Source organism: Acinetobacter sp. YH01010 (assembly GCF_013420775.1).
GTDB classification, from domain to species: Bacteria; Pseudomonadota; Gammaproteobacteria; order Pseudomonadales; family Moraxellaceae; genus Acinetobacter; species Acinetobacter amyesii.
Genome location: NZ_VOYF01000002.1, coordinates 1 through 19,044, shown reverse-complemented (window position 1 = coordinate 19,044; position 19,044 = coordinate 1). Strand labels below are relative to the sequence as shown.

The window sequence follows — 19,044 nt, the reverse complement described above, 5'->3', positions numbered from 1 at the left end:
ATGGTGTAATAGTTTTTGTGCTTTAAGTCACAAAGTCGTAAAAACAATTAAAAATTTAAAATAAAAAAATATGAATCGTGCAATGAACAGTCAAATCAAGCGATCTTTTTAAACACTCATAAAAACATGTCTATTTCTATTAGATATAAAAAAGATTATTACCCAAGTTTTTAACAATCATTTGTAATAAAACCCGAGCGAATTGATATAGTTTTTAAATCTTTAGTCATTGTTATTTAATCTTAAATTCTGATTAAAAAGCACGGAATACAGATAGATCAACCTTTTGCTGATGATTTAATCAATCCCATCAACCATGCCAACCCTCTCGATTGAATAACACATTTTCAAGATTCAGCCCTTGCTGAACAATTTTCAGGCTGCAAAAAAACCGCTATTTTACACTTGATTGTTTTAAGTTTGATTTGTATAAAGAATTTTATGGCTTTGACCAAAGCATATTGTTCTTATGCGTTTGATCAGTCATAATTTGCGTAAGCATTATTCAATTTGGGTATAGCCCAATGAACATGCTACAAATCAAAATTCGAAACCATCCAGAAATCAATATTTCATCTTGTCGGATGGACAAATAGGATAGCTTTTCAAAATGACTCAGCAAGCTCAGACCATTCAAGGTTCAATTGTCGCAATCGTCACCCCAATGTTTGAAGATGGCAGCGTAGATTGGAAGAGCCTCGAGAAGCTGGTTGAGTGGCATATAAAGCAAGGCACTAATAGTATTGTTGCTGTAGGGACTACAGGTGAAGCTTCTACCTTGAGCATGGCCGAACACACTCAGGTGATCAAAGAAATCATCCGTGTGGCGAACAAACGCATTCCAATTATTGCCGGCACAGGTGCAAACTCAACCCACGAAGCAATTGAACTCACCAAAGAAGCCAAAGAATTAGGTGCAGATGCGGCATTATTAGTTACACCATACTATAACAAACCTACCCAAGAAGGCCTGTATCAACACTACAAAGCGATTGCTGAAGCTGTTGATTTACCTCAAATTTTATACAATGTACCTGGCCGCACCGGTGTAGACATGCACAACGACACCGTGATCCGTCTTGCTGATATTCCACAAATCGTGGGCATTAAAGACGCCACTGGCGATGTTCCTCGTGGTCAAGAACTCATTGAAGGCCTTAAAGGCAAAGATATGGTGGTGTACTCAGGTGATGATGCAACGGCTTATCAGTTAATGGGTTTAGGTGCTAAAGGCAACATTTCGGTTACTGCGAACGTGGCGCCAAAAGAGATGAGCGAAGTGTGTGCAAGCGCTTTGGCGGGTGACGCAGTTCAAGCCGAGCAACAAAACAATACTGTTGCAAATTTACATCAAATTTTATTTTGCGAATCGAACCCAATTCCTGTGAAATGGGCACTTCATGAGATGAACCTGATTGAAACAGGCATTCGCTTACCATTAACACCCCTTGCAGAACAATATCGTACTCCGCTTCGTGAAGCACTCATCACTGCGGGCGTTATCAAATAAAGAAGAGCAAACATCATGCAATTACGTTTAGGACTTAGCCTGGCACTTTCAGTATTTACATTAGCCGGTTGTAGTTCACTTGCCTTTAATAATGGCACACTGGACTATAAACAAACCACAGATGTTGAACCGCTGAAATACCCTGAAGGGTCAATGGTTCGTCCTGCAACGCCTTTGTATCCTGCTCCATCAGTTGACCCGCTAGCAATTGAGCATGCACCAAAGCTTGAAAATAAGCGCGGCAATCGCTATGCCCTTCCGCGTCCAGCCGCGGAAAAAAATAATGTCGTTGCAGATTCCTCAACAGACAGTACAAATATTAGCCGCCCTCAACTATTGGTGGATGGAAATCAAAATCCACTGATCAAAGTTGAAGGAAATTCTGCTACAATTTGGCAATACACACTTGCTACCCTCAGCAGCCTTAACCATACCATTGTTGGTCAGAGCAAAAACCGTTACGAAGTAACCGTCAAGGTCGATCAGCAGACCTATGTCTTAAGACTTTCTTCTGTAGGTTCAAGCAATAACATCGCTGTGTTCAATGCCGATAACAGTTTTGCAGACAAAGAAAAAGCTGCAGATCTGTTAGCTCAGATTTACCAAAATTGGCCAGCCTAGTCGTACTAGGCATTTTTTCTCGAAAAAGGTTCCCTCATGTTAAAACAAACCTTGCTCTATACTGGTAAAGCGAAATCTGTTTATGAAACAGATAGTTCTGACCACCTCATCCTAGTTTTCCGTGACGATGCTTCTGCATTCAACGGTGAAAAAATTGAACAACTGGATCGCAAAGGTAAGGTGAACAACCGTTTTAACGCCTTTATCATGGAAAAATTGGCTGCGGCTGGTATCGAAACTCATTTCGAAAAACTTCTTTCTCCAACTGAAGTTTTAGTGAAAAAATTAACCATGGTTCCTGTAGAGTGCGTAATTCGTAACTATGCAGCAGGTTCACTTTGCCGTCGTTTAGGCGTTGAAGAAGGTAAAGAACTTACTCCGCCAACTTTCGAATTGTTCTTCAAAGACGATGCGTTAGGCGACCCAATGGTGAATGAATCACAAGCGATTGCATTAGGTTGGGCGACTGCAGAACAACTCGCTCAAATGAAAGAGTTGACTTATAAAGTAAACGAAGTACTTAAAGGTCTATTCGATGCAGGCAACATGCTGCTTGTTGACTTTAAACTTGAATTTGGCGTGTTCCACGACCGTATCGTACTAGGTGACGAATTCTCTCCAGACGGCTGCCGTCTATGGGACAAAGACACTAAGAAAAAACTCGACAAAGACCGTTTCCGTCAAGGTTTAGGCGGTGTAGTTGAAGCTTATGAAGAAGTTGCTGCACGTTTAGGTATCGACCTTTCTGATATCTAATTCGTTCATCGATTTAAAAAACCGAGCTCTTTAGCTCGGTTTTTTAATAAAATATTACTCGATTAATCCATGATCGAAAAAACAAATGTTAACCATAAAAATCCTCTGTTTCACATTTAGCCAAGTTCACACTAAGATAGCCACATATCAGGCAGCATTAGGATCTATAAGTTTCCAGTGTGTATGCCGACCAGATTTTCCATCTACCCTCTAGGATGTATCTCCCCAAAGGCATCCTATTTTTTCAGCCCAGCTCGCCTTGAGTTGGGCTTTTTTTTGCGTGAATTAGACATAAAAAAAGGCACCGAAGCGCCTTTTCATTATGATCATTCAAATCATTGTTGCTGTTGTTGTTGCATCCAACGGCGTTGCTGCAAACGCTCACCTTCGACTTCACGTTTATTGCGTGCAGACTCATACAGCTTAGTGCCTTTCAGTTCAGGCGGCATATAGTCTTGCATGACAAAATGTTCAGGATAATTATGTGGATATAAATAGTCCACGCCATAGCCTTGCTCTTTCATCAATTTGGTTGGTGCATTTCTCAAATGCAATGGCACGGGTAGATTCGAGGTTTTTTCTGCCAAATCTAAAGCTTTGTTTATGGCCAAATAAGTGCTGTTACTTTTTGCACTGGTTGCCAAGTACACCGCACATTGCCCCAAAATGATTCGACATTCAGGCATACCAATTGCCTGCACAGATCGGAAGCATTCTCCTGCCAACAGCAAGGCATTTGGATTTGAGTTGCCAATATCTTCTGATGCCGCAATCAACATACGACGAGCAATAAAGACAGGATCTTCACCACCTTTGAGCATTCGAGCCATCCAATACAAAGCTGCATCTGGATCACTGCCTCGAATCGACTTAATAAAAGCCGAAACTAAATCGTAATGCTGTTCGCCCGATTTGTCATAGCGTGCAATATTTTGCTGCGCCACTTTGACCACCACCGCATTGCTAATGATATTTTCTAAGTCTGGCTCAAACGTACTGGCGATTAAATCTAAAAGATTTAATGCTTTACGAGCATCACCTGCGGCAAATTGAAATAAAGCTTCATATTCTTCGATTTGAATATAACGCTCTTTTAAAAACGAATCTTGCTGAATGGCTTGATCCAATAAGCGCTGAATTGCGTCATTATCCAGAGCATTTAAGGTATAGACCTGACAACGGGACAATAAGGCATTATTAACTTCAAATGAAGGGTTTTCTGTGGTTGCACCAATCAGAGTAATTTTGCCCTTTTCAACCGCATTCAGTAAGGCATCTTGTTGTGACTTATTAAAACGATGAATTTCATCAATAAACACCACAGGTGTCAATAAATCTCCACCATCGGCGATGATTTCACGTAACTCTTTCACCCCAGTATTGAGCGCAGATAAACTAATAAATGGTCGGTCAACGGCCTGCGCTAACAACAATGCAATTGTGGTTTTACCTACACCCGGAGGTCCCCAAAAAATAATCGATGGCAAATGCCCTTGGTCAATCATCTGGCGTAACGGTGCATCTTCACCCAAAAGGTGATCTTGTCCAATAATTTGCGATAAATCATGAGGACGCATGCGTTCAGGAAGAGGAATTTGGCTGTCTGACATCTTATTATTTCGTTTCCGGCAATTGGGGACGTTTTTTCTATTCTAACACTGCCTTGGCAGAATCTTTGCTTTATTCGATATTCAATTTAAGAGGCTGGTTTGATGTCATTATTTAAGTATCTTGCATGTAAAAATCCTTAGGCGAATGTTAACTATAATGTAACAAGAGATCTTATCCCTTATCGATCAAATTAAAGTATCATCGGCAAGATATCCCATTTTAGACTTGCCTGACCCAATTGGACAGATTGTATGAAGCAATCAACAAAGCAAAAGCGAATCGTTCAAGTTCAACAAGGCATTGATCTACCTATAAATTTATTTCAAAAAATGCCCCAAGCCAAGAATATACAATTACAACATAATCAATGCGCTGAATTACGAGAAAAACTGAATAGTCGTAATCAAATGTTAGATGCTAGTGTCGACTGTATAAAATTATTAAGTCTAGACGGTCATGTTCTGCATATGAACCGCGCGGGATGTTTAGCTCTGGGCGTACCTCTAACTGAAACTGAGTTTGGTATGTCTTGGCATAAATTACTGCCTGAAGAAGTCCGTGACGCGTGTTTGAATGCTTTTGCCGAAGCCAAAGAAGGTAAAATATCTCGCTTTGTTGGCATGAGCCAAGTAGCAGATGAACCCTTGGCTTATTGGGATAATATGCTCAGCCCAGTATTCAACGAATATGGCCAAGTCAAAGAAATCCTCTGTGTATCACGTGATATTACGATACAGCGACTGGCAGAAAATAAACTTCAACGCATCATTGAACGAGATGATTTAACAGGTTTATTAAACCGCCGTGCGTTTAGTCGAGTCTTTAAAAGTCACTTAAGAGTGGCACGAGAACATCAGCAACAACTGGGTTTGTTATTGATCGATCTGGATTATTTTAAGCATATTAATGACACCTTAGGGCATAGTGCTGGAGACCATTTACTGCATACCCTTGGACAGCGTTTTCAGCACTGTTTTGATGCAAATATCGTGGTTTCACGCTTAGGTGGCGATGAATTTGCCATTTCTATTCCGAACTTAAAATCGCAACAACAATTAACAGATATTGCCAGCATCGCCTGTCAGCAAATGGATATGCCGATTTTCTATAATGGACAAAGCATCAATATAGGTATGAGTATTGGCTGTGCGATCTACCCACGCGATGCACAAAATTCCTCGAATTTACTTAAATGCGCAGATATTGCACTGAATGATTTAAAAGGCAGTGGTCGTGGTGGGGTGCGAATGTTCAACCACACCATGTTTAAAATTCTTGAAAACACCACTCGCCAATTAACGCTAGCCCGCAGCCTGATTAAGTCCAATCAAATTATTCCGTTTTATCAACCCAAAGTTCGCCTTTCTGACAGTCAAGTGGTCGGCTTTGAAGCTTTGCTGCGTTGGTACGATAAAGACCAACAATTACAATTACCTTCTCAAATTTTTGCTGCATTTCAAGATTATGAATTGGCTTCACGCATTAGTGAAACAATGCAAATTAAAATCTTTCAAGATATTCAAAAATGGATTGAACTTGGACTGCAACCGCTACCGATTTCAATAAATGCTGCACCTGTCGAATTTTTACGTGATGATTATGCGGAAAAACTACTGAATCGCTTAAAGCAGTTTGGTATATCACCAGATATTATTGAGGTCGAAATTACCGAGCAAAGCCTGTCAGAACGTGGCTCAAATTATGTGATTCGCGCCCTCAATTTATTGAAAGACCATGGCATCCACATTTCTTTAGATGATTTTGGTACAGGTCATTCATCATTAACACGTCTAAGTAACTACCCTGTCGACTGTATTAAAATCGACCGTAATTTTGTGGAACGCATGCATACCGACTGTTCAGCACTTGCCATTGTCAAAGCGATTACACAAATTGGTGCGAGTGTTTCCCTGAATATATTAGTCGAAGGTATAGAGAAACCGGAACAGGTCGATACCTTAAAAGAATGTAATTGTCATACTGGACAAGGTTTTTACTTTTATCGTCCGCTCAGTTATGACCATGCGATGGAACTTTTGAGTCACTAAAACTTGTGGAGCAAGACACGATGACACTGAAGTATTTAGTCAGTGCCTGTCTGGCAGGCCAACCGGTTCGCTATGATGCCAAATCAAATACACAAGCTGCGATTTGCCAACTCATGCAGACCCACCAAGTCATTACCGCCTGCCCTGAAATGATGGGTGGCCTTAGCTGTCCACGTTTTCCTGCAGAAATTCAAAATGGTCAAGCCAGTGATGTGCTCAATGGCACAGCCCAAGTCAAAGATGTTTTGGGGACAGATGTCAGTGCTGAATTTATCGCGGGTGCCCACCGCATGTTGGAATTGGCCCAATTGCATAAGGTTGATGTGGTGGTCTTGAAGGATCGTAGCCCGTCGTGCGGCAGTCATTATATTTATGATGGCACCTTTACGCGTACAAAAATTGAAGGCTATGGAGTAACCACAGCACTCCTCAAACAGCATGGTTTTCAGGTTCTGTCAGAACAAGACTTTCTGGCCATGATACAAGATCAACTCTAGCCCCAAGATAGAGCGTATCTATGTCCTTTAGCGTACCCAACGCACAATATAATCTTCAATATCATCAGGGTTGACGTCTTCTTCACTGATGCAACGCCCTGCGGCAGACTTTCGTGCCTTCAAAATACTGTCACGACTTCCCGTCACTAGATGATGCCAACGCGGTAAATCTTTACCTTCAGAAATTCTACGATAAGCACAGCTCGGCGGTAGCCAATGAAATTGGTGAATTTGTTCAGGTGTCAGCTGTATGCAGTCTGCAACGTGTGATTTGCGATTTGGATAATCGGAACAACTGGCAGTTTCACAATCTAAAAGTTTGCATGCCACTTTGGTGTATGCCACCTCTTGCGTATCTTCATCTTCAAGCTTGATTAAACAACACAGCCCGCAACCATCACAGAGGGACTCCCACTCCAAATGAGTGAGTTCAGTCAAAGCATGCTTTTTCCAAAAATGTGGGCGTAGAGTATCGGTCATCTTCTCGCTCGCAACGAAGGTGGCAGGCATATTAACTGAACCCGCACATAAATTCCTTGTTTAAGTTACCGAATATTGAACATTAAATAAACAAAAGAATACATAGCATGCTTTCTGTGACTCCTATACTGATGAGACAGAATAAAAAATCACATGGAGATAAAACTATGTTCCGCTGGGCTATTATTTTCGCTGTAATTGCATTGATTGCGAGTCTGCTAGGTTTTGGTGGTGTTGCAGGCTTATCCAAAGACTTTGCTGTTATTCTTTTGGTTATTGCAGTCATTCTCGCAATTGTTGGTTTCCTCTCTCGAGGAAAAGTTTAGGCGACTGATTGAATGTCGTTTTAAACTACAAATTACTCCCCTCAGACTCATGATTCAGAAACGTATGTTTTTATCATCTTGAGTCTTAATCAAAAAAATAAGAGCCTATGGGCTCTTATTTTTTTACATCAACGTCAAACGCATTACGCTGTAGGTTTTAGCTTTAAGGTTTTAAGTGACGTGGTCTAAAGCCTGTTGCAATTAAGGCGATACCATAAGCAGCAACACCAATCACACATAAGATGATCACTTCCGCGACACGCATCCACGCAGATACATCACCGTTGTACCATGTTAAGCCATACCACAGTGCAGCAATCATCACAGCATTGGCAATCGCAAACTGAATCACCAATTTTTTCCAATGCGCCCCAAAACGGAAAATATTGCGCTTATGTAAATAAAAATACAGCATCCCTGCATTCACTAATGCGGAACCAGAGGATGCCAATGCCAAGGCCATATGCTCAGCATGCCAATCAATCAGTTTAAAGAATCCAATAAACACCACGTTAAGAATGGCATTGGCTGCGACCGCCATTAAACCTACACGTACTGGAGTTTTGGTATCTTGTTGCGCATAAAACCCTGGTGCAAACACTTTAATAAGCATGAATGAAATCACACCGGCACTCATACATTGCAATGCCAATGCGGTCATCTGTGTATCTTCAAAGCTAAATTGACCACGTTCAAATAAGGCCTGAATAATAGGTGTAGAGAGCATGAAAAGCGCAATACTGGCAGGCACACCCACCAAGATAATGACCTTAGCTGCCCAATCAATCATACGGCGGAATTTGTCCTGATCTTGTTCAGCGTGGCGTGCAGACAATGACGGTAAAATCACGGTACCAATAGCTACCCCAATCAAACCTAAAGGTAGCTCGGTCATACGTTCAGCACTATATAGCCATGATACTGAACCGTCTTGCATAAAAGACGCCCAAATGGTGTTCAACAGTAAGTTGATCTGCGTCACTGAGACACCAAACAGTGCTGGCAGCATCAACTTCATGATGCGATCGACACCTTCGTGTTTGAAGTCAACTTTCGGTGGAATCAGTAATTTTTTACGCCACAGCTCTGGAATCTGAATCGCCAATTGCAAGAATCCTGCCGCGACAACAGACCAACCCAAAGCCATAATTGGCTCAGCCATATAAGGGGTTAACCACAGCGCACCGGCAATCATCGCGACATTGAGTAACACTGGAGCGAACGCAGGTGTACTGAATGAGCCATAACTATTCAAAATACTGCTGGCAAATGCCGTTAAGGACATAAACAATAAGTAAGGAATCGTTAGGCGGAACATATCGGTAGCTAACGCAAACTTGTCTGCATCACCATGGAAACCCGGTGCATAGATATAAATAATCGCGGGTGCCGCCACCATCGCGATGAACGTCAAGCTGGTCATCACCAGACCTAAACAGCCAAAAACACGGCTAATCAGAATCTGGACTTCGGCATGGGTTCGACTGGTTTTATATTCAGTCAATACAGGAATAAAGGCTTGTGAAAATGCCCCTTCTGCGAATAAGCGCCTAAAAAAGTTAGGAATACGAAAGGCAACCACGAAGGTATCGAAGTCTTTACCTGCACCAAATACATTTAACAGGACAATATCCCGTACCAGTCCCAATACACGGGACAACATAGTCATTGCACTGACAATGACTGTCGAACGCCAAAGCGCCATCGGTATTTCTCACTTTTGAAAGTGCGCCTATTGTAATGAAACTCGTCAAGGAATTTCATTGGTTTATTAAACGCAGTATGTATTGTTTATTTGTTTTTAAAATGATGCAGCTGCTGACGAAAAGCGTTCCACTCAAAAAATGGACCTGGATCAGTTTTACGTCCCGGTGCAATATCTGAATGCCCTGCAATATGTTGTTGAATTTTAGGATAAGCCTGTTGTAAACACGCCACGACCTCGGTCAGCACGGCATATTGTGCAGCCTCAAAAGGTAAATCATCACTTCCTTCGAGTTCAATGCCAATCGAATAATCATTACATTCTTTTTGTGCTAAATAGGTTGAGCGACCTGCATGCCAAGCCCGATCATTAAAATTGACGAACTGTAGGACTTCGCCTGTACGCAGGATCAATAAATGTGTCGATACTTGCATCCCTTCAATAGTTTGAAAATAAGGATGTTTCGACCAATCCAACTGATTTTGGAAAAATTGTTCGATATAACCACCGCCGAACTGAGAAGGTGGCAAACTAATATTATGAATGACGACAAGCTGAATTTCGGTATCTTCAGGACGCTGGTTAAAATTCGGTGATGGAATTTGACGCGCACCTAGCAATTGCCCATCCTGCACCTGAAATGTTGTTGCTTGTGACATAAAAGAATCCTGTGTCTAAGCCGGCCTGCAATGCTGCAGATCAAAACGCCGAGCCCTACTTGAAAGTTTTAATGCTAAAACTTTCACATTGAAATCTCAATTCAAGTCTGTGAAAGTAGTTAAAAATCGCTCATTTTTCAGGAACAATGCTAATATAACGCGCACATTTTCCTGGGTTAAAAAAGATACGGAACTTCTTATGAGCATATCGCAATCTTTGCTTGAACAATCAATCCAAATCAATATTCAACACGCACTACAAGAAGATATTGGCGAAGGCGATATTACAGCCCTGTTAACTCCAGAAGATGAACAAGCCACTGCAACAATTATCAGCCGTGAAGATATGATCTTGGCGGGTCAGCCTTGGGTCAATGCACTCATTCAGGCTTACGATGCCGCTGTCCAAGTCACTTGGTTGAAACATGATGGTGACCGTGTTGCCGCAGGCGAAGCCTTTTTAAAACTCGCAGGTTCTGCGCGTAGTTTACTCACGGTTGAGCGTCCAGCCTTAAATTTTATACAAACATTATCTGCAGTAGCGACTAAAACTGCTGCCTATGTCCAGCAGCTTGAAGGTTTGAATACTCGTTTACTCGATACCCGTAAAACCTTACCAGGCCTACGTATTGCACAAAAATATGCAGTTGCTGTCGGAGGTGGTCAAAACCATCGCTTAGGTTTATTTGATGCGTTTTTAATTAAAGAAAATCACATCATGGCAGCAGGTAGCATCCAACAAGCGATTGCCAAAGCACACCAGATTGCACCGGGCAAACCTGTGGAAGTTGAAGTCGAAACTTGGGATGAACTCAACCAAGCATTGGAAGCAGGTGCGGATATTGTGATGTTGGATAACTTTAGTCAGCAACAAATGATTGATGCTGTCAAACACGTGAATGGTCGCTGCAAACTTGAAGCCTCAGGCAATATCACCATTGCAAACTTACGTGAAGTGGCAACGACAGGGGTCGATTATATTTCGATGGGTGTACTCACCAAAGATGTCACAGCGATTGATTTATCGATGCGCTTTAATGCCTAACACTCTAGACTTACTCTAAACATAAATAAAGGGTGCTGTAGCACCCTTTTTGATGCTTAAGATCTAGCATGACTTAATCATCATCTTGCTGTTGTTTTGAACTTCGTCGAGCTTCATCTTCATGCTCGGAGTCCTTTTCATGCGCCGCATCGTCTTCATGCTGCTCGCGCTCATCTTGATCATCGTCCTGATCTTTTGAGTTTTCACTTTGTTCAGAAAAACGACCACCTTCACGCTCTTGATCCTGATTTCCAAAAAAATCACAACCACTGATCAACAATACGATGAACAAAGAAAAATACATCATCCAATTTTTCATATTTAGTCCTTCAAAGCATCCTGATCCTATTAATTTGAGTCAAAGACACGCTACTGAATAGCCGATTCGTGTTGGATTTTCTATATTCAACGCATAAAAAAACGCATCCGAAGATGCGTTCTTTATTCAGTTTGAACTGAATCAAACAACTTACCAGCCTAAAGCTTCTTGTTGTTTTTTGATCAATTCTTGAATGCCTTTTTCAGCCAATTCAAGCATTTCATTACACTGTGTACGTGTAAATGGTTTGTCTTCTGCTGTACCTTGAAGTTCAATGAACTCACCAGCTTGTGTCATCACTACGTTCATGTCTGTTTGGCAGCTTGAATCTTCTTCATAGCAAAGATCAAGTAATGCTTCGTCTTGATACATCCCTACAGAAATCGCAGCAACTAAACCTTTTAATGGATCTTGTTTAATTTTTTTATTTTCAAGCAAGACATTCATTGCATCGACCAAGGCAACTGCTGCACCTGTAATTGATGCTGTACGTGTACCGCCATCTGCCTGAATCACATCACAGTCGATACTGATGGTATTTTCACCCAATTTTTTCAAATCCACCATCGCGCGTAAGCTACGACCAATCAGACGTTGAATTTCTTGAGTACGACCGCTTTGTTTACCACGCGCCGCTTCACGGTCAGTACGTGTATGTGTTGAACGAGGTAACATGCCATATTCAGCAGTCACCCAACCCTGACCTTTTCCTTTAAGGAAACGCGGTACTGAGTTGTCAACACTTGCAGTACAAAGAACTTTTGTATGACCAAATTCAACCAATACAGAACCTTCCGCATAACGTGTGTAGTTACGGGTAATTTTTACTTCACGTAATTGATCTAATGCTCGTTGGTCGATACGCATAATGAGTCCTTAATCTGACAAAATTGATTGCGGCACATTATAACAGAAGGTACAGCCAGATTCGGGACGCATTCGTGTGCATTTACAAAATCCATTCATCCAAGTTTTGATAGGCCCGTCGTACGTCATCAGGAAATTTGTTAGACTGAAGCCACGCAATATTCAGGACGAATTGCATGTCGATACGGGAAGAACGTAAGCAACAAAGTCGTAAAGCTATCCTTGATGCAGCTCTTGCATTAAGTACCACAGGCCGTTCTTTTAGCAGTCTGAGCTTACGCGAAATTTCCCGTCATGTCGGCTTGGTTCCTGCTGCGTTTTATCGCCATTTTCAGGACATGGATGAGCTCGGTTTGGAACTAGTCGACCAAATGGCCCTGCACCTTCGGAATGTCCTCAATCAACTGAGTCAGCAATGCTTTCAAGCGCCAGATGCACGCACACGCCAAAGTCTGGATTATTTATTTCATGCCGTTGAGCAATTTCCTGAGGCATGGATGTTTCTTATTGCTGAACGTTGGGGTGGTTCAGCATTCTTAAGACAAGCCATTACTCGTGAGTTTAATTTTCTCAGTACCGATTTGGCCCATGCACTGGCTCAAGTTGAAGCGACTCAACATATTCAATCCGAACAAGACCTCAAAGTATTGGGACAAATTTTGTTTGAATTGGCCTTAAGTTGGGCAATGCAGTGGATTGACATACATCGACATGTTGAACTTCCACAACGTACTGATGCGCTGCAACAATTTCGCCGCCAAGCTCAGACCCAAGTTCAGCTCTTATTTCGTGGCATTTTGCATTGGGATCGATCTTTGGCTCAAATCGCTGATCCACAAAATTTATCGACCTAAAACGCAAAATATGCCTGCATAAAAAAAGCCGCATCGAGTGCGGCTTTTTCAAAACACTGTTATTTCGCTTTACGTTCTTTATCAACAAGGAATTTCACGATTTCAACGGTACGTGCATCTTCACCTTGTACGATGTATTTACCATTGACGGTAATCGCAGGCACGCCGCTCAATTGATATTGAGCCGCTAAGCTTTTCGCTTGAGCAATTTTTGAAGACACAGCAAATGATTTAAATGTGCTGTTAAATTTCGCTTCAGGAACACCATAACGGGTGTAGAACTTAGCAAATGCGCCTTGTTCTAAGATATTTTTTTGACCCACATGAATGTCATGGAACAATTGTAAATGTGCTTTTTGACGAACACCCAGTGCTTCCGATGCATAGTAAGCACGCGCGCCTTGTTCCCAAAGTGGATTCATTGCTGCAGGTGTACGGACAAAACGTACATCTTTAGGCAATTGCTTTAACCACGTTTGCATATGCGGTTCTAATGTAAAACAATGTGGGCAGCCATACCAAAAGAACTCACGGACTTCGATTTTACCCGGACGTTCGACTTTAATCGGTTTTGGAATAACTGTGTAATCAGTCCCCGCGACAAATTGCGCTGCCATCGCACTGCCAGAAAAAGCCAAAATAGCTGTTGTAATCGTGCCTAAAAGGAATTTTTTCATTGAACTTATCGTCCTCAAAATCATTATGATTAGTTTATGGCAACACTATAAATCAAATCTGTCGATTTCGTTTTCATTCTGTGAACTTTTTTAAGGCTTTTATCGCTTTTTTTTCAGGACGCGCTACACTAACTCCCATAAACTTTTTTCTAAAATATAAAGACTTGATTGAGGTGCAACCGATGTCGCAATTGAATGTTGATCCACAAGAAATTGCCAAATTTGAAGCTTTCGCAGCCATATGGTGGGATCAGCATTCTGAGTTCCGCCCTTTGCACATGATTAATCCCCTGCGTTTGAACTGGATTGATGAGCATTCAAATGGTATCACTGGCAAGAAAGTATTAGATGTGGGCTGTGGCGGCGGTATTTTAGCTGAAAGCATGGCACGTCGCGGTGCGCAAGTATTGGGTATCGACATGGGCGAAGCGCCGTTGAATGTTGCACGCTTACATGCCGAACAAGAAAATGTACAAAATATTGAATATCGCCAAGTACCTGTAGAGCAATTGGCAGAAGAGCAAGCAGGTCAATATGACGTCGTCACCTGTATGGAAATGCTCGAACACGTACCCGATCCAGCTTCGATCATTTTAGCCTGTCAAAAGCTGGTAAAACCGGGTGGTCATGTGTTCTTCTCGACCATTAACCGTAATCCTAAAGCCTATTTGTTTGCGATTATTGGTGCGGAATATGTTTTACGCATGTTGGCGAAAGGCACTCATGATTATTCGAAGTTTATTAAACCTTCAGAATTAGCTCATGATATTCGTCAAGCCGAGTTAAAACTCAAAGATATGACAGGTTTACATTATAACCCGATTACCAAACGCTATTGGCTCGCACCGAATGTGGATGTGAACTACATGGTTCATACGGTGAAAGAAGCCTAATGAAAGCTGTACTCTTTGATCTTGACGGTACACTGATTGATACCGCGGCTGATTTTATTCGTATTATTCAAGACATGTGCCGTGACAAAGGCATTGCGGTGGTCAGTGCTGACGACATTCGTGTACAGGTATCTGAAGGCGCGCGTGCCATGGTCAAACTGGTCTATCCTGAGTTAGATGTGGAAGACCCTATTTTTCTGGCACATCGTCAACGTTTTTTAGCGCTTTATGGTGCGGATATTGCCGTCGATACAGACCTTTTTGAAGGCATGTATCCGCTACTCGATGAACTGGAACAGCATCAAATTCCGTGGGGTATCGTCACCAATAAACCGCGCTCACTCAGTGAAGCGTTGCTCAAAGCGCTGAATTTGATTGAGCGCTGCTCGGTATTGGTTTGCCCAGATGATGTCAGTAAAACCAAGCCAGACCCAGAGCCGATGTATTTAGCCGCCAAGCACATTCATCTAGATGCTCAAGACTGTATCTATGTCGGTGATCATCCACGTGATATCGATGCCGGTCGTAATGCGCAGATGTACACAATTCTTGCGGCTTATGGCTATTTACCTTTACAACACAAAGATGACTTAACAGCTTGGCATGCAGATTGTATAGTGAAGACTGTTGCTGAATTGCATGAAGTCATTCATGATTTGGTCATCAAACCGAAAACGCTCAACACAGCGACTTTATAACGATAGAACACAACACAATAAAACGAGGAGGTACGGATGAAATATTCAGAATATCAACCTCGCCCCGATCTGCTCAAAGATCGCATTATCCTGATTACAGGTGCGGGCGATGGTATTGGCCGTGCGGCTGCCCTCAGTTATGCCTTACATGGCGCAACCGTGGTTTTACATGGACGCACACTGAATAAACTAGAAGTGATTTACGATGAAATTGAAGGATTGGGTGCCCCCCAACCGGCGATTTTACCGCTACAACTGTCTAGTGCCTCTCCTCGTGACTATGAGCTATTGGTCGACACCTTAGAAAAGCAATTTGGTCGCCTAGACGGCATTTTGCATAATGCAGGGATCTTGGGTGAGCGAACTGAACTAGAACATTATCCTGTGGATGTTTGGGATGATGTTATGGCGGTGAACCTTCGTGCGCCTTTTGTACTGACTCAAGAGCTGATGCCATTACTGCAAAAATCTGAGCATGCCTCAGTGGTCTTTGCCAGTTCGGGTGTGGGACGTGAAGCCCGTGAACGTTGGGGCGCGTACTCGGTCTCAAAAATTGCCATTGAAGCCGTGAGTACATTGTTCGCCAAAGAAAATGAACACCCCAATATTCGTTTTAACTGCATTAATCCCGGTGCGACACGTACTGCCATGCGTGCAAAGGCGTATCCAGACGAAGATCCAAAAACTTTGCCTACGCCTGAAAGCATCATGCCTGCATATTTATATTTAATGGGTGACGACAGCTTGCATTTAACCGGTGCCAGCATAGATGCCCAAGATGAATAGGGTGAAAACCCAATTTAAAAAGGAAGATCGCGCTTCCTTTTTTTATGTCTTGAATCTTTACAACGCATCATTAACCGACTGATTTTGCAGTGACCACGCGAAAGTCGACTTGAGTTTTTAGCAAATTTGCCGATACTTGGGGCATTCTTTAAAAACATTGGATTGATACATGTCTGACTTTAGCAATATTACAGTGACTCCAACTGAGGATGGCATGGTTAACCTACTGGTCGATGGTCAACCGATTTCAGCAAAATATGGGATGAAATTCGACCCGAGTATCGTGGACGATTTAAAAGGATTAGATGTCGGTCAAAATGCAAAATTATTTGAACAATTTATTTTTTCGCATACTGACTTAAACTTTGAGCATGCCTATTTCTATATCACTTGCATTCAAAAGCAAGAAGCAGGCTTTCAAGTGATCACTAACTTTGTTTATCGCATCATTGCGCAAGATCAAGCACCGTTTGAGCATGTGATTACCAAACAAGGTGCAGCAATGACACCTGAAGATATTAATGAATTTATTCAAGCTCATATTCAAAAATCATTAACGGATTATACTGACCTGAAATACGCATACTAAGTGTGTTCCAAGTGAAAAATTCATGTTTAAAAAGGGCCATTTGATGCCCTTTTTTTAAACCCTTAGATTAGCATTTGAAATTCAACAAGCTTTGATCAATAGACAGCTTCATTACCCAACTTTCCATTGATCGTATTTTTAAATTATTTTTATAATAATATTCGGTTTTTCAAATTAAGTATAAAAGCATAGACTGCTTGCCATGACATAGACCGACGGCAAGGAGACCCAAATGGCTGATCAAACACGCAAAATTGAAACCATTCGTTCAATTGAAAACTTACAACTGACTGAAAATTTGATCTCTGCAATGGACGATGCCGAGCAAGCTGAATCTGTGGCTCAAGCGATTTATTCACTCCAATGCCTCAATGAGCAGTGGTACTAAAACCCGGATTTACTCACCTTTTCCAGTCCAGTATCTCTACCCCATTTGCCCATCAAGACTTGATGGGCGTTTTTGATCGTGCTTACAATAGACCTCAAATTTGATCAAGACTGCATTGCAAGGATAAAAAGCACGCATTATCGGACCATCGCTTTCAATATGGAAAGATTGTTCTCAGCGCGAAATTTATCGCATAATATCCGCAATCTCTTCGTTTTATTTAAAGAAATATTCATCTTTCTTCACAGTTTCTCTGCATTTAATGCGTACAGTAGTGATATTGAAGATAAATTACTCATGAGGGTTGAACATGAAAAAGATTTTGCCAATTTTGGCTCTTTCTTTCAGTGCTTTAATAGCAAGCAGCATCACGTCTGCAGCGCCTCACTTCAAGAACGATGAACGTGGCTTTGATGGCCCACGCGGCAATGCATATGGTCAAATGAAAAAAGATCGTGATTACCGTGGTTATCAGGACGATGACGATCTTGAAGATCGACGCCGTATGCGTGAACAACGTGGAGTCAAACGTTTGCAACAACATAAATGGCAAACGGGCTATGTGATGCCACAGCATTATCGTGGTAATGGTTATAAAGTCGATTATAAAGACCATAACTTACCTAAACCATCGCGTAATCAGCAATGGTATAAAATCAATAATGACTACATATTGGTCAACTCAGATAGTAACAGTATTCTGAAAATTTTAGGTATGTAAGCCATTTTGAATTAAATTTCGCCATATTTTTTAAAGCCCTGATTAACTCTGGGTTTTTTTATGAGGTTTTTCAACATTTAACCGAAAAGCCTGATGCTGCCTAGCTTTCAGGTCATTTGCACACCTTCAAATTTCCTCCATACATTTCACAATTCAACTATATTACCCCCACGCTTTCTCTGAACTTTCTCGCTAATTTTGAATCATCGAAAAACAGATTAGAAATGTATAGAGGTGTCCCATGAACAAAATCGTATCGAGTTTAGTTCTTTCCGTATCGGCTTTGATGGCAACAACAGCAGCCATTGCTGCGCCAGACCATCGTCAAGATGACCGCCGTTACCATCCGTCATACCAACATCAAGACAACCGTTGGGACAAAGATCACCGTCCGAGTAATTGGAATAACAACAACCGTTATGACAATAATCGCTACGACCGTAATGACTTTCGTCGTGTAAATCCAAGCCGCGATTGGCGTGTTGGTCAAAGCTTTCCTCGTTATTTCGATTCAAGCCGCTACAAAGTGAGTGACCGTGAAGCGCGCCGCTTACCGAACACCGGTCGTTATCAACAATGGTACAAAATCAATGGTGACTACGTGCTAGTCAATGATCGTACCGATCGCATCATTCGCATTAAGAATGGCTAATCATTCGACGATCTCTTAAGTCCCTTTCCCAACACCTGAACACTGTTCAGGTGTTTTTTTATCAAATGGAGCGTAAAACTCTGTCCTTCAGGTCAGAGATATAAGCGACACGACCTGAAGTGTCGTTTGATTTAACTAAGGACTATTTTCCTTGAGTTTTGATTGTTAATATAAGTACATGAAAACCCTTAAATTACGTATAAAAGACAAACATTGCAAGGTGTTAGACCAACTAGCATCAGAAGTGAACTTCGTCTGGAATTATGTCAATGATTTAGGGTTTAGGCATTTGAAGCGGAAAGGTGAATTTCTCTCTGCTTTTGATATTGCCAAATATACGAA

Annotated in this window: 22 protein-coding genes and 1 pseudogene; 16 read left to right on the top strand and 7 right to left on the bottom strand. The window is 41.7% G+C overall.

All coding sequences use genetic code 11. The features are described 5' to 3' along the window. Nucleotides 1-610: 610 nt before the first annotated feature. The 3 genes from dapA to purC are packed head-to-tail and all read left to right on the top strand — an operon-like array spanning nt 611 to nt 2,887. Nucleotides 611-1,510: a 4-hydroxy-tetrahydrodipicolinate synthase gene (gene dapA / locus FTT77_RS01830; protein WP_078193262.1), complete on the top strand. Its 900-nt coding sequence runs from the start codon at nt 611-613 to the stop codon at nt 1,508-1,510. 15 nt (nt 1,511-1,525) lie between these two features. Then, a complete protein-coding gene (locus FTT77_RS01825; protein ID WP_078193263.1) occupies nt 1,526-2,131 on the top strand; it encodes a lipoprotein-34 precursor (NlpB) in 606 nt (201 codons plus the stop codon). A gap of 36 nt (nt 2,132-2,167) precedes the next feature. Further along, nucleotides 2,168-2,887 (top strand): phosphoribosylaminoimidazolesuccinocarboxamide synthase, encoded by a 720-nt coding sequence (gene purC / locus FTT77_RS01820; protein ID WP_078190626.1) that lies wholly within the window; start codon nt 2,168-2,170, stop codon nt 2,885-2,887. A 335-nt stretch (nt 2,888-3,222) separates the two neighbouring features. Here the strand turns inward: purC and FTT77_RS01815 are convergent, their stop codons facing one another. After that, entirely contained in the window at nt 3,223-4,497 is a 1,275-nt protein-coding gene (locus FTT77_RS01815; protein ID WP_078190627.1) for a replication-associated recombination protein A, read from the bottom strand. 252 nt (nt 4,498-4,749) lie between these two features. Here FTT77_RS01815 and FTT77_RS01810 point away from each other — a divergent pair, with 252 nt between their 5' ends. Both FTT77_RS01810 and FTT77_RS01805 read left to right on the top strand, forming a co-directional pair. Beyond that, the gene (locus tag FTT77_RS01810) at nt 4,750-6,546 is read left to right on the top strand and encodes an EAL domain-containing protein (protein ID WP_180108882.1); all 1,797 of its coding nucleotides are present in this window, start codon (nt 4,750-4,752) and stop codon (nt 6,544-6,546) included. Between the two features lie 20 nt (nt 6,547-6,566). Next, on the top strand, nt 6,567-7,043 hold the full coding sequence (locus FTT77_RS01805) for a DUF523 domain-containing protein (RefSeq protein WP_180108883.1): 477 nt from the start codon (nt 6,567-6,569) through the stop codon (nt 7,041-7,043). A 27-nt stretch (nt 7,044-7,070) separates the two neighbouring features. On the opposite strand, the gene FTT77_RS01800 is transcribed toward FTT77_RS01805, so the two are convergent. Then, nucleotides 7,071-7,523 carry a YcgN family cysteine cluster protein gene (locus tag FTT77_RS01800; RefSeq protein ID WP_168379729.1) on the bottom strand — a complete coding sequence of 151 codons (453 nt, stop codon included), beginning with the start codon at nt 7,521-7,523 and terminating at the stop codon, nt 7,071-7,073. A 167-nt stretch (nt 7,524-7,690) separates the two neighbouring features. On the opposite strand from FTT77_RS01800, the gene FTT77_RS01795 reads away from it, so the two are divergent. After that, the gene (locus FTT77_RS01795) at nt 7,691-7,849 is read left to right on the top strand and encodes a DUF1328 domain-containing protein (RefSeq protein WP_005006601.1); all 159 of its coding nucleotides are present in this window, start codon (nt 7,691-7,693) and stop codon (nt 7,847-7,849) included. A 163-nt stretch (nt 7,850-8,012) separates the two neighbouring features. On the opposite strand, the gene murJ is transcribed toward FTT77_RS01795, so the two are convergent. Both murJ and ampD read right to left on the bottom strand, forming a co-directional pair. After that, nucleotides 8,013-9,554 (bottom strand): murein biosynthesis integral membrane protein MurJ, encoded by a 1,542-nt coding sequence (gene murJ / locus FTT77_RS01790; protein ID WP_180092649.1) that lies wholly within the window; start codon nt 9,552-9,554, stop codon nt 8,013-8,015. An 86-nt stretch (nt 9,555-9,640) separates the two neighbouring features. Beyond that, on the bottom strand, nt 9,641-10,213 hold the full coding sequence (ampD, locus tag FTT77_RS01785) for a 1,6-anhydro-N-acetylmuramyl-L-alanine amidase AmpD (protein WP_078190631.1): 573 nt from the start codon (nt 10,211-10,213) through the stop codon (nt 9,641-9,643). Between the two features lie 199 nt (nt 10,214-10,412). Here ampD and nadC point away from each other — a divergent pair, with 199 nt between their 5' ends. Then, nucleotides 10,413-11,258, top strand: coding sequence for a carboxylating nicotinate-nucleotide diphosphorylase (gene nadC, locus FTT77_RS01780; RefSeq protein ID WP_180108884.1), 846 nt, complete (start codon nt 10,413-10,415; stop codon nt 11,256-11,258). Between the two features lie 73 nt (nt 11,259-11,331). Here the strand turns inward: nadC and FTT77_RS01775 are convergent, their stop codons facing one another. Beyond that, nucleotides 11,332-11,577, bottom strand: coding sequence for a hypothetical protein (locus FTT77_RS01775; RefSeq protein WP_180108885.1), 246 nt, complete (start codon nt 11,575-11,577; stop codon nt 11,332-11,334). 150 nt (nt 11,578-11,727) lie between these two features. Next, nucleotides 11,728-12,444 (bottom strand): ribonuclease PH, encoded by a 717-nt coding sequence (gene rph, locus FTT77_RS01770; RefSeq protein WP_078190634.1) that lies wholly within the window; start codon nt 12,442-12,444, stop codon nt 11,728-11,730. A 176-nt stretch (nt 12,445-12,620) separates the two neighbouring features. On the opposite strand from rph, the gene FTT77_RS01765 reads away from it, so the two are divergent. Further along, nucleotides 12,621-13,298: a TetR family transcriptional regulator gene (locus FTT77_RS01765; RefSeq protein WP_180106778.1), complete on the top strand. Its 678-nt coding sequence runs from the start codon at nt 12,621-12,623 to the stop codon at nt 13,296-13,298. A 59-nt stretch (nt 13,299-13,357) separates the two neighbouring features. Here FTT77_RS01765 and FTT77_RS01760 read toward each other — a convergent pair whose 3' ends face one another. Then, the gene (locus FTT77_RS01760) at nt 13,358-13,975 is read right to left on the bottom strand and encodes a thiol:disulfide interchange protein DsbA/DsbL (RefSeq protein ID WP_111885097.1); all 618 of its coding nucleotides are present in this window, start codon (nt 13,973-13,975) and stop codon (nt 13,358-13,360) included. Nucleotides 13,976-14,157: 182 nt separating this feature from the next. Here FTT77_RS01760 and ubiG point away from each other — a divergent pair, with 182 nt between their 5' ends. The 8 genes and pseudogenes from ubiG to FTT77_RS01720 all read left to right on the top strand — a co-directional run. Then, nucleotides 14,158-14,868, top strand: coding sequence for a bifunctional 2-polyprenyl-6-hydroxyphenol methylase/3-demethylubiquinol 3-O-methyltransferase UbiG (ubiG, locus tag FTT77_RS01755; RefSeq protein ID WP_078190637.1), 711 nt, complete (start codon nt 14,158-14,160; stop codon nt 14,866-14,868). Next, nucleotides 14,868-15,566, top strand: a complete 699-nt coding sequence (locus tag FTT77_RS01750) for an HAD family hydrolase (protein WP_180108886.1) — start codon at nt 14,868-14,870, stop codon at nt 15,564-15,566. The genes ubiG and FTT77_RS01750 overlap by 1 nt, the downstream gene beginning before the upstream one ends. 36 nt (nt 15,567-15,602) lie before the next feature. Then, complete coding sequence (locus FTT77_RS01745; protein ID WP_078190639.1) at nt 15,603-16,352, top strand: YciK family oxidoreductase; 750 nt, start codon at nt 15,603-15,605, stop codon at nt 16,350-16,352. Nucleotides 16,353-16,521: 169 nt separating this feature from the next. After that, entirely contained in the window at nt 16,522-16,941 is a 420-nt protein-coding gene (locus tag FTT77_RS01740; RefSeq protein WP_180063057.1) for a hypothetical protein, read from the top strand. 232 nt (nt 16,942-17,173) lie between these two features. Beyond that, entirely contained in the window at nt 17,174-17,329 is a 156-nt protein-coding gene (locus FTT77_RS01735; protein ID WP_168379727.1) for a hypothetical protein, read from the top strand. A 310-nt stretch (nt 17,330-17,639) separates the two neighbouring features. After that, nucleotides 17,640-18,050 (top strand): RcnB family protein, encoded by a 411-nt coding sequence (locus tag FTT77_RS01730; protein ID WP_180108887.1) that lies wholly within the window; start codon nt 17,640-17,642, stop codon nt 18,048-18,050. Nucleotides 18,051-18,291: 241 nt separating this feature from the next. Beyond that, nucleotides 18,292-18,702 (top strand): RcnB family protein, encoded by a 411-nt coding sequence (locus FTT77_RS01725; protein ID WP_168379728.1) that lies wholly within the window; start codon nt 18,292-18,294, stop codon nt 18,700-18,702. Nucleotides 18,703-18,880: 178 nt separating this feature from the next. Continuing rightward, nucleotides 18,881-19,044: pseudogene (locus tag FTT77_RS01720) on the top strand (RNA-guided endonuclease TnpB family protein); the annotation flags it as partial.

Excerpts from the sequence above, each read along its gene's own strand:
- dapA (WP_078193262.1), top strand. The coding sequence starts at position 611 with ATGACTCAGCAAGCTCAGACCATTCAAGGTTCAATTGTCGCAATCGTC.
- FTT77_RS01825 (WP_078193263.1), top strand. The coding sequence starts at position 1,526 with ATGCAATTACGTTTAGGACTTAGCCTGGCACTTTCAGTATTTACATTA.
- purC (WP_078190626.1), top strand. The coding sequence starts at position 2,168 with ATGTTAAAACAAACCTTGCTCTATACTGGTAAAGCGAAATCTGTTTAT.
- FTT77_RS01815 (WP_078190627.1), bottom strand. The coding sequence starts at position 4,497 with ATGTCAGACAGCCAAATTCCTCTTCCTGAACGCATGCGTCCTCATGAT.
- FTT77_RS01810 (WP_180108882.1), top strand. The coding sequence starts at position 4,750 with ATGAAGCAATCAACAAAGCAAAAGCGAATCGTTCAAGTTCAACAAGGC.
- FTT77_RS01805 (WP_180108883.1), top strand. The coding sequence starts at position 6,567 with ATGACACTGAAGTATTTAGTCAGTGCCTGTCTGGCAGGCCAACCGGTT.
- FTT77_RS01800 (WP_168379729.1), bottom strand. The coding sequence starts at position 7,523 with ATGACCGATACTCTACGCCCACATTTTTGGAAAAAGCATGCTTTGACT.
- FTT77_RS01795 (WP_005006601.1), top strand. The coding sequence starts at position 7,691 with ATGTTCCGCTGGGCTATTATTTTCGCTGTAATTGCATTGATTGCGAGT.
- murJ (WP_180092649.1), bottom strand. The coding sequence starts at position 9,554 with ATGGCGCTTTGGCGTTCGACAGTCATTGTCAGTGCAATGACTATGTTG.
- ampD (WP_078190631.1), bottom strand. The coding sequence starts at position 10,213 with ATGTCACAAGCAACAACATTTCAGGTGCAGGATGGGCAATTGCTAGGT.
- nadC (WP_180108884.1), top strand. The coding sequence starts at position 10,413 with ATGAGCATATCGCAATCTTTGCTTGAACAATCAATCCAAATCAATATT.
- FTT77_RS01775 (WP_180108885.1), bottom strand. The coding sequence starts at position 11,577 with ATGAAAAATTGGATGATGTATTTTTCTTTGTTCATCGTATTGTTGATC.
- rph (WP_078190634.1), bottom strand. The coding sequence starts at position 12,444 with ATGCGTATCGACCAACGAGCATTAGATCAATTACGTGAAGTAAAAATT.
- FTT77_RS01765 (WP_180106778.1), top strand. The coding sequence starts at position 12,621 with ATGTCGATACGGGAAGAACGTAAGCAACAAAGTCGTAAAGCTATCCTT.
- FTT77_RS01760 (WP_111885097.1), bottom strand. The coding sequence starts at position 13,975 with ATGAAAAAATTCCTTTTAGGCACGATTACAACAGCTATTTTGGCTTTT.
- ubiG (WP_078190637.1), top strand. The coding sequence starts at position 14,158 with ATGTCGCAATTGAATGTTGATCCACAAGAAATTGCCAAATTTGAAGCT.
- FTT77_RS01750 (WP_180108886.1), top strand. The coding sequence starts at position 14,868 with ATGAAAGCTGTACTCTTTGATCTTGACGGTACACTGATTGATACCGCG.
- FTT77_RS01745 (WP_078190639.1), top strand. The coding sequence starts at position 15,603 with ATGAAATATTCAGAATATCAACCTCGCCCCGATCTGCTCAAAGATCGC.
- FTT77_RS01740 (WP_180063057.1), top strand. The coding sequence starts at position 16,522 with ATGTCTGACTTTAGCAATATTACAGTGACTCCAACTGAGGATGGCATG.
- FTT77_RS01735 (WP_168379727.1), top strand. The coding sequence starts at position 17,174 with ATGGCTGATCAAACACGCAAAATTGAAACCATTCGTTCAATTGAAAAC.
- FTT77_RS01730 (WP_180108887.1), top strand. The coding sequence starts at position 17,640 with ATGAAAAAGATTTTGCCAATTTTGGCTCTTTCTTTCAGTGCTTTAATA.
- FTT77_RS01725 (WP_168379728.1), top strand. The coding sequence starts at position 18,292 with ATGAACAAAATCGTATCGAGTTTAGTTCTTTCCGTATCGGCTTTGATG.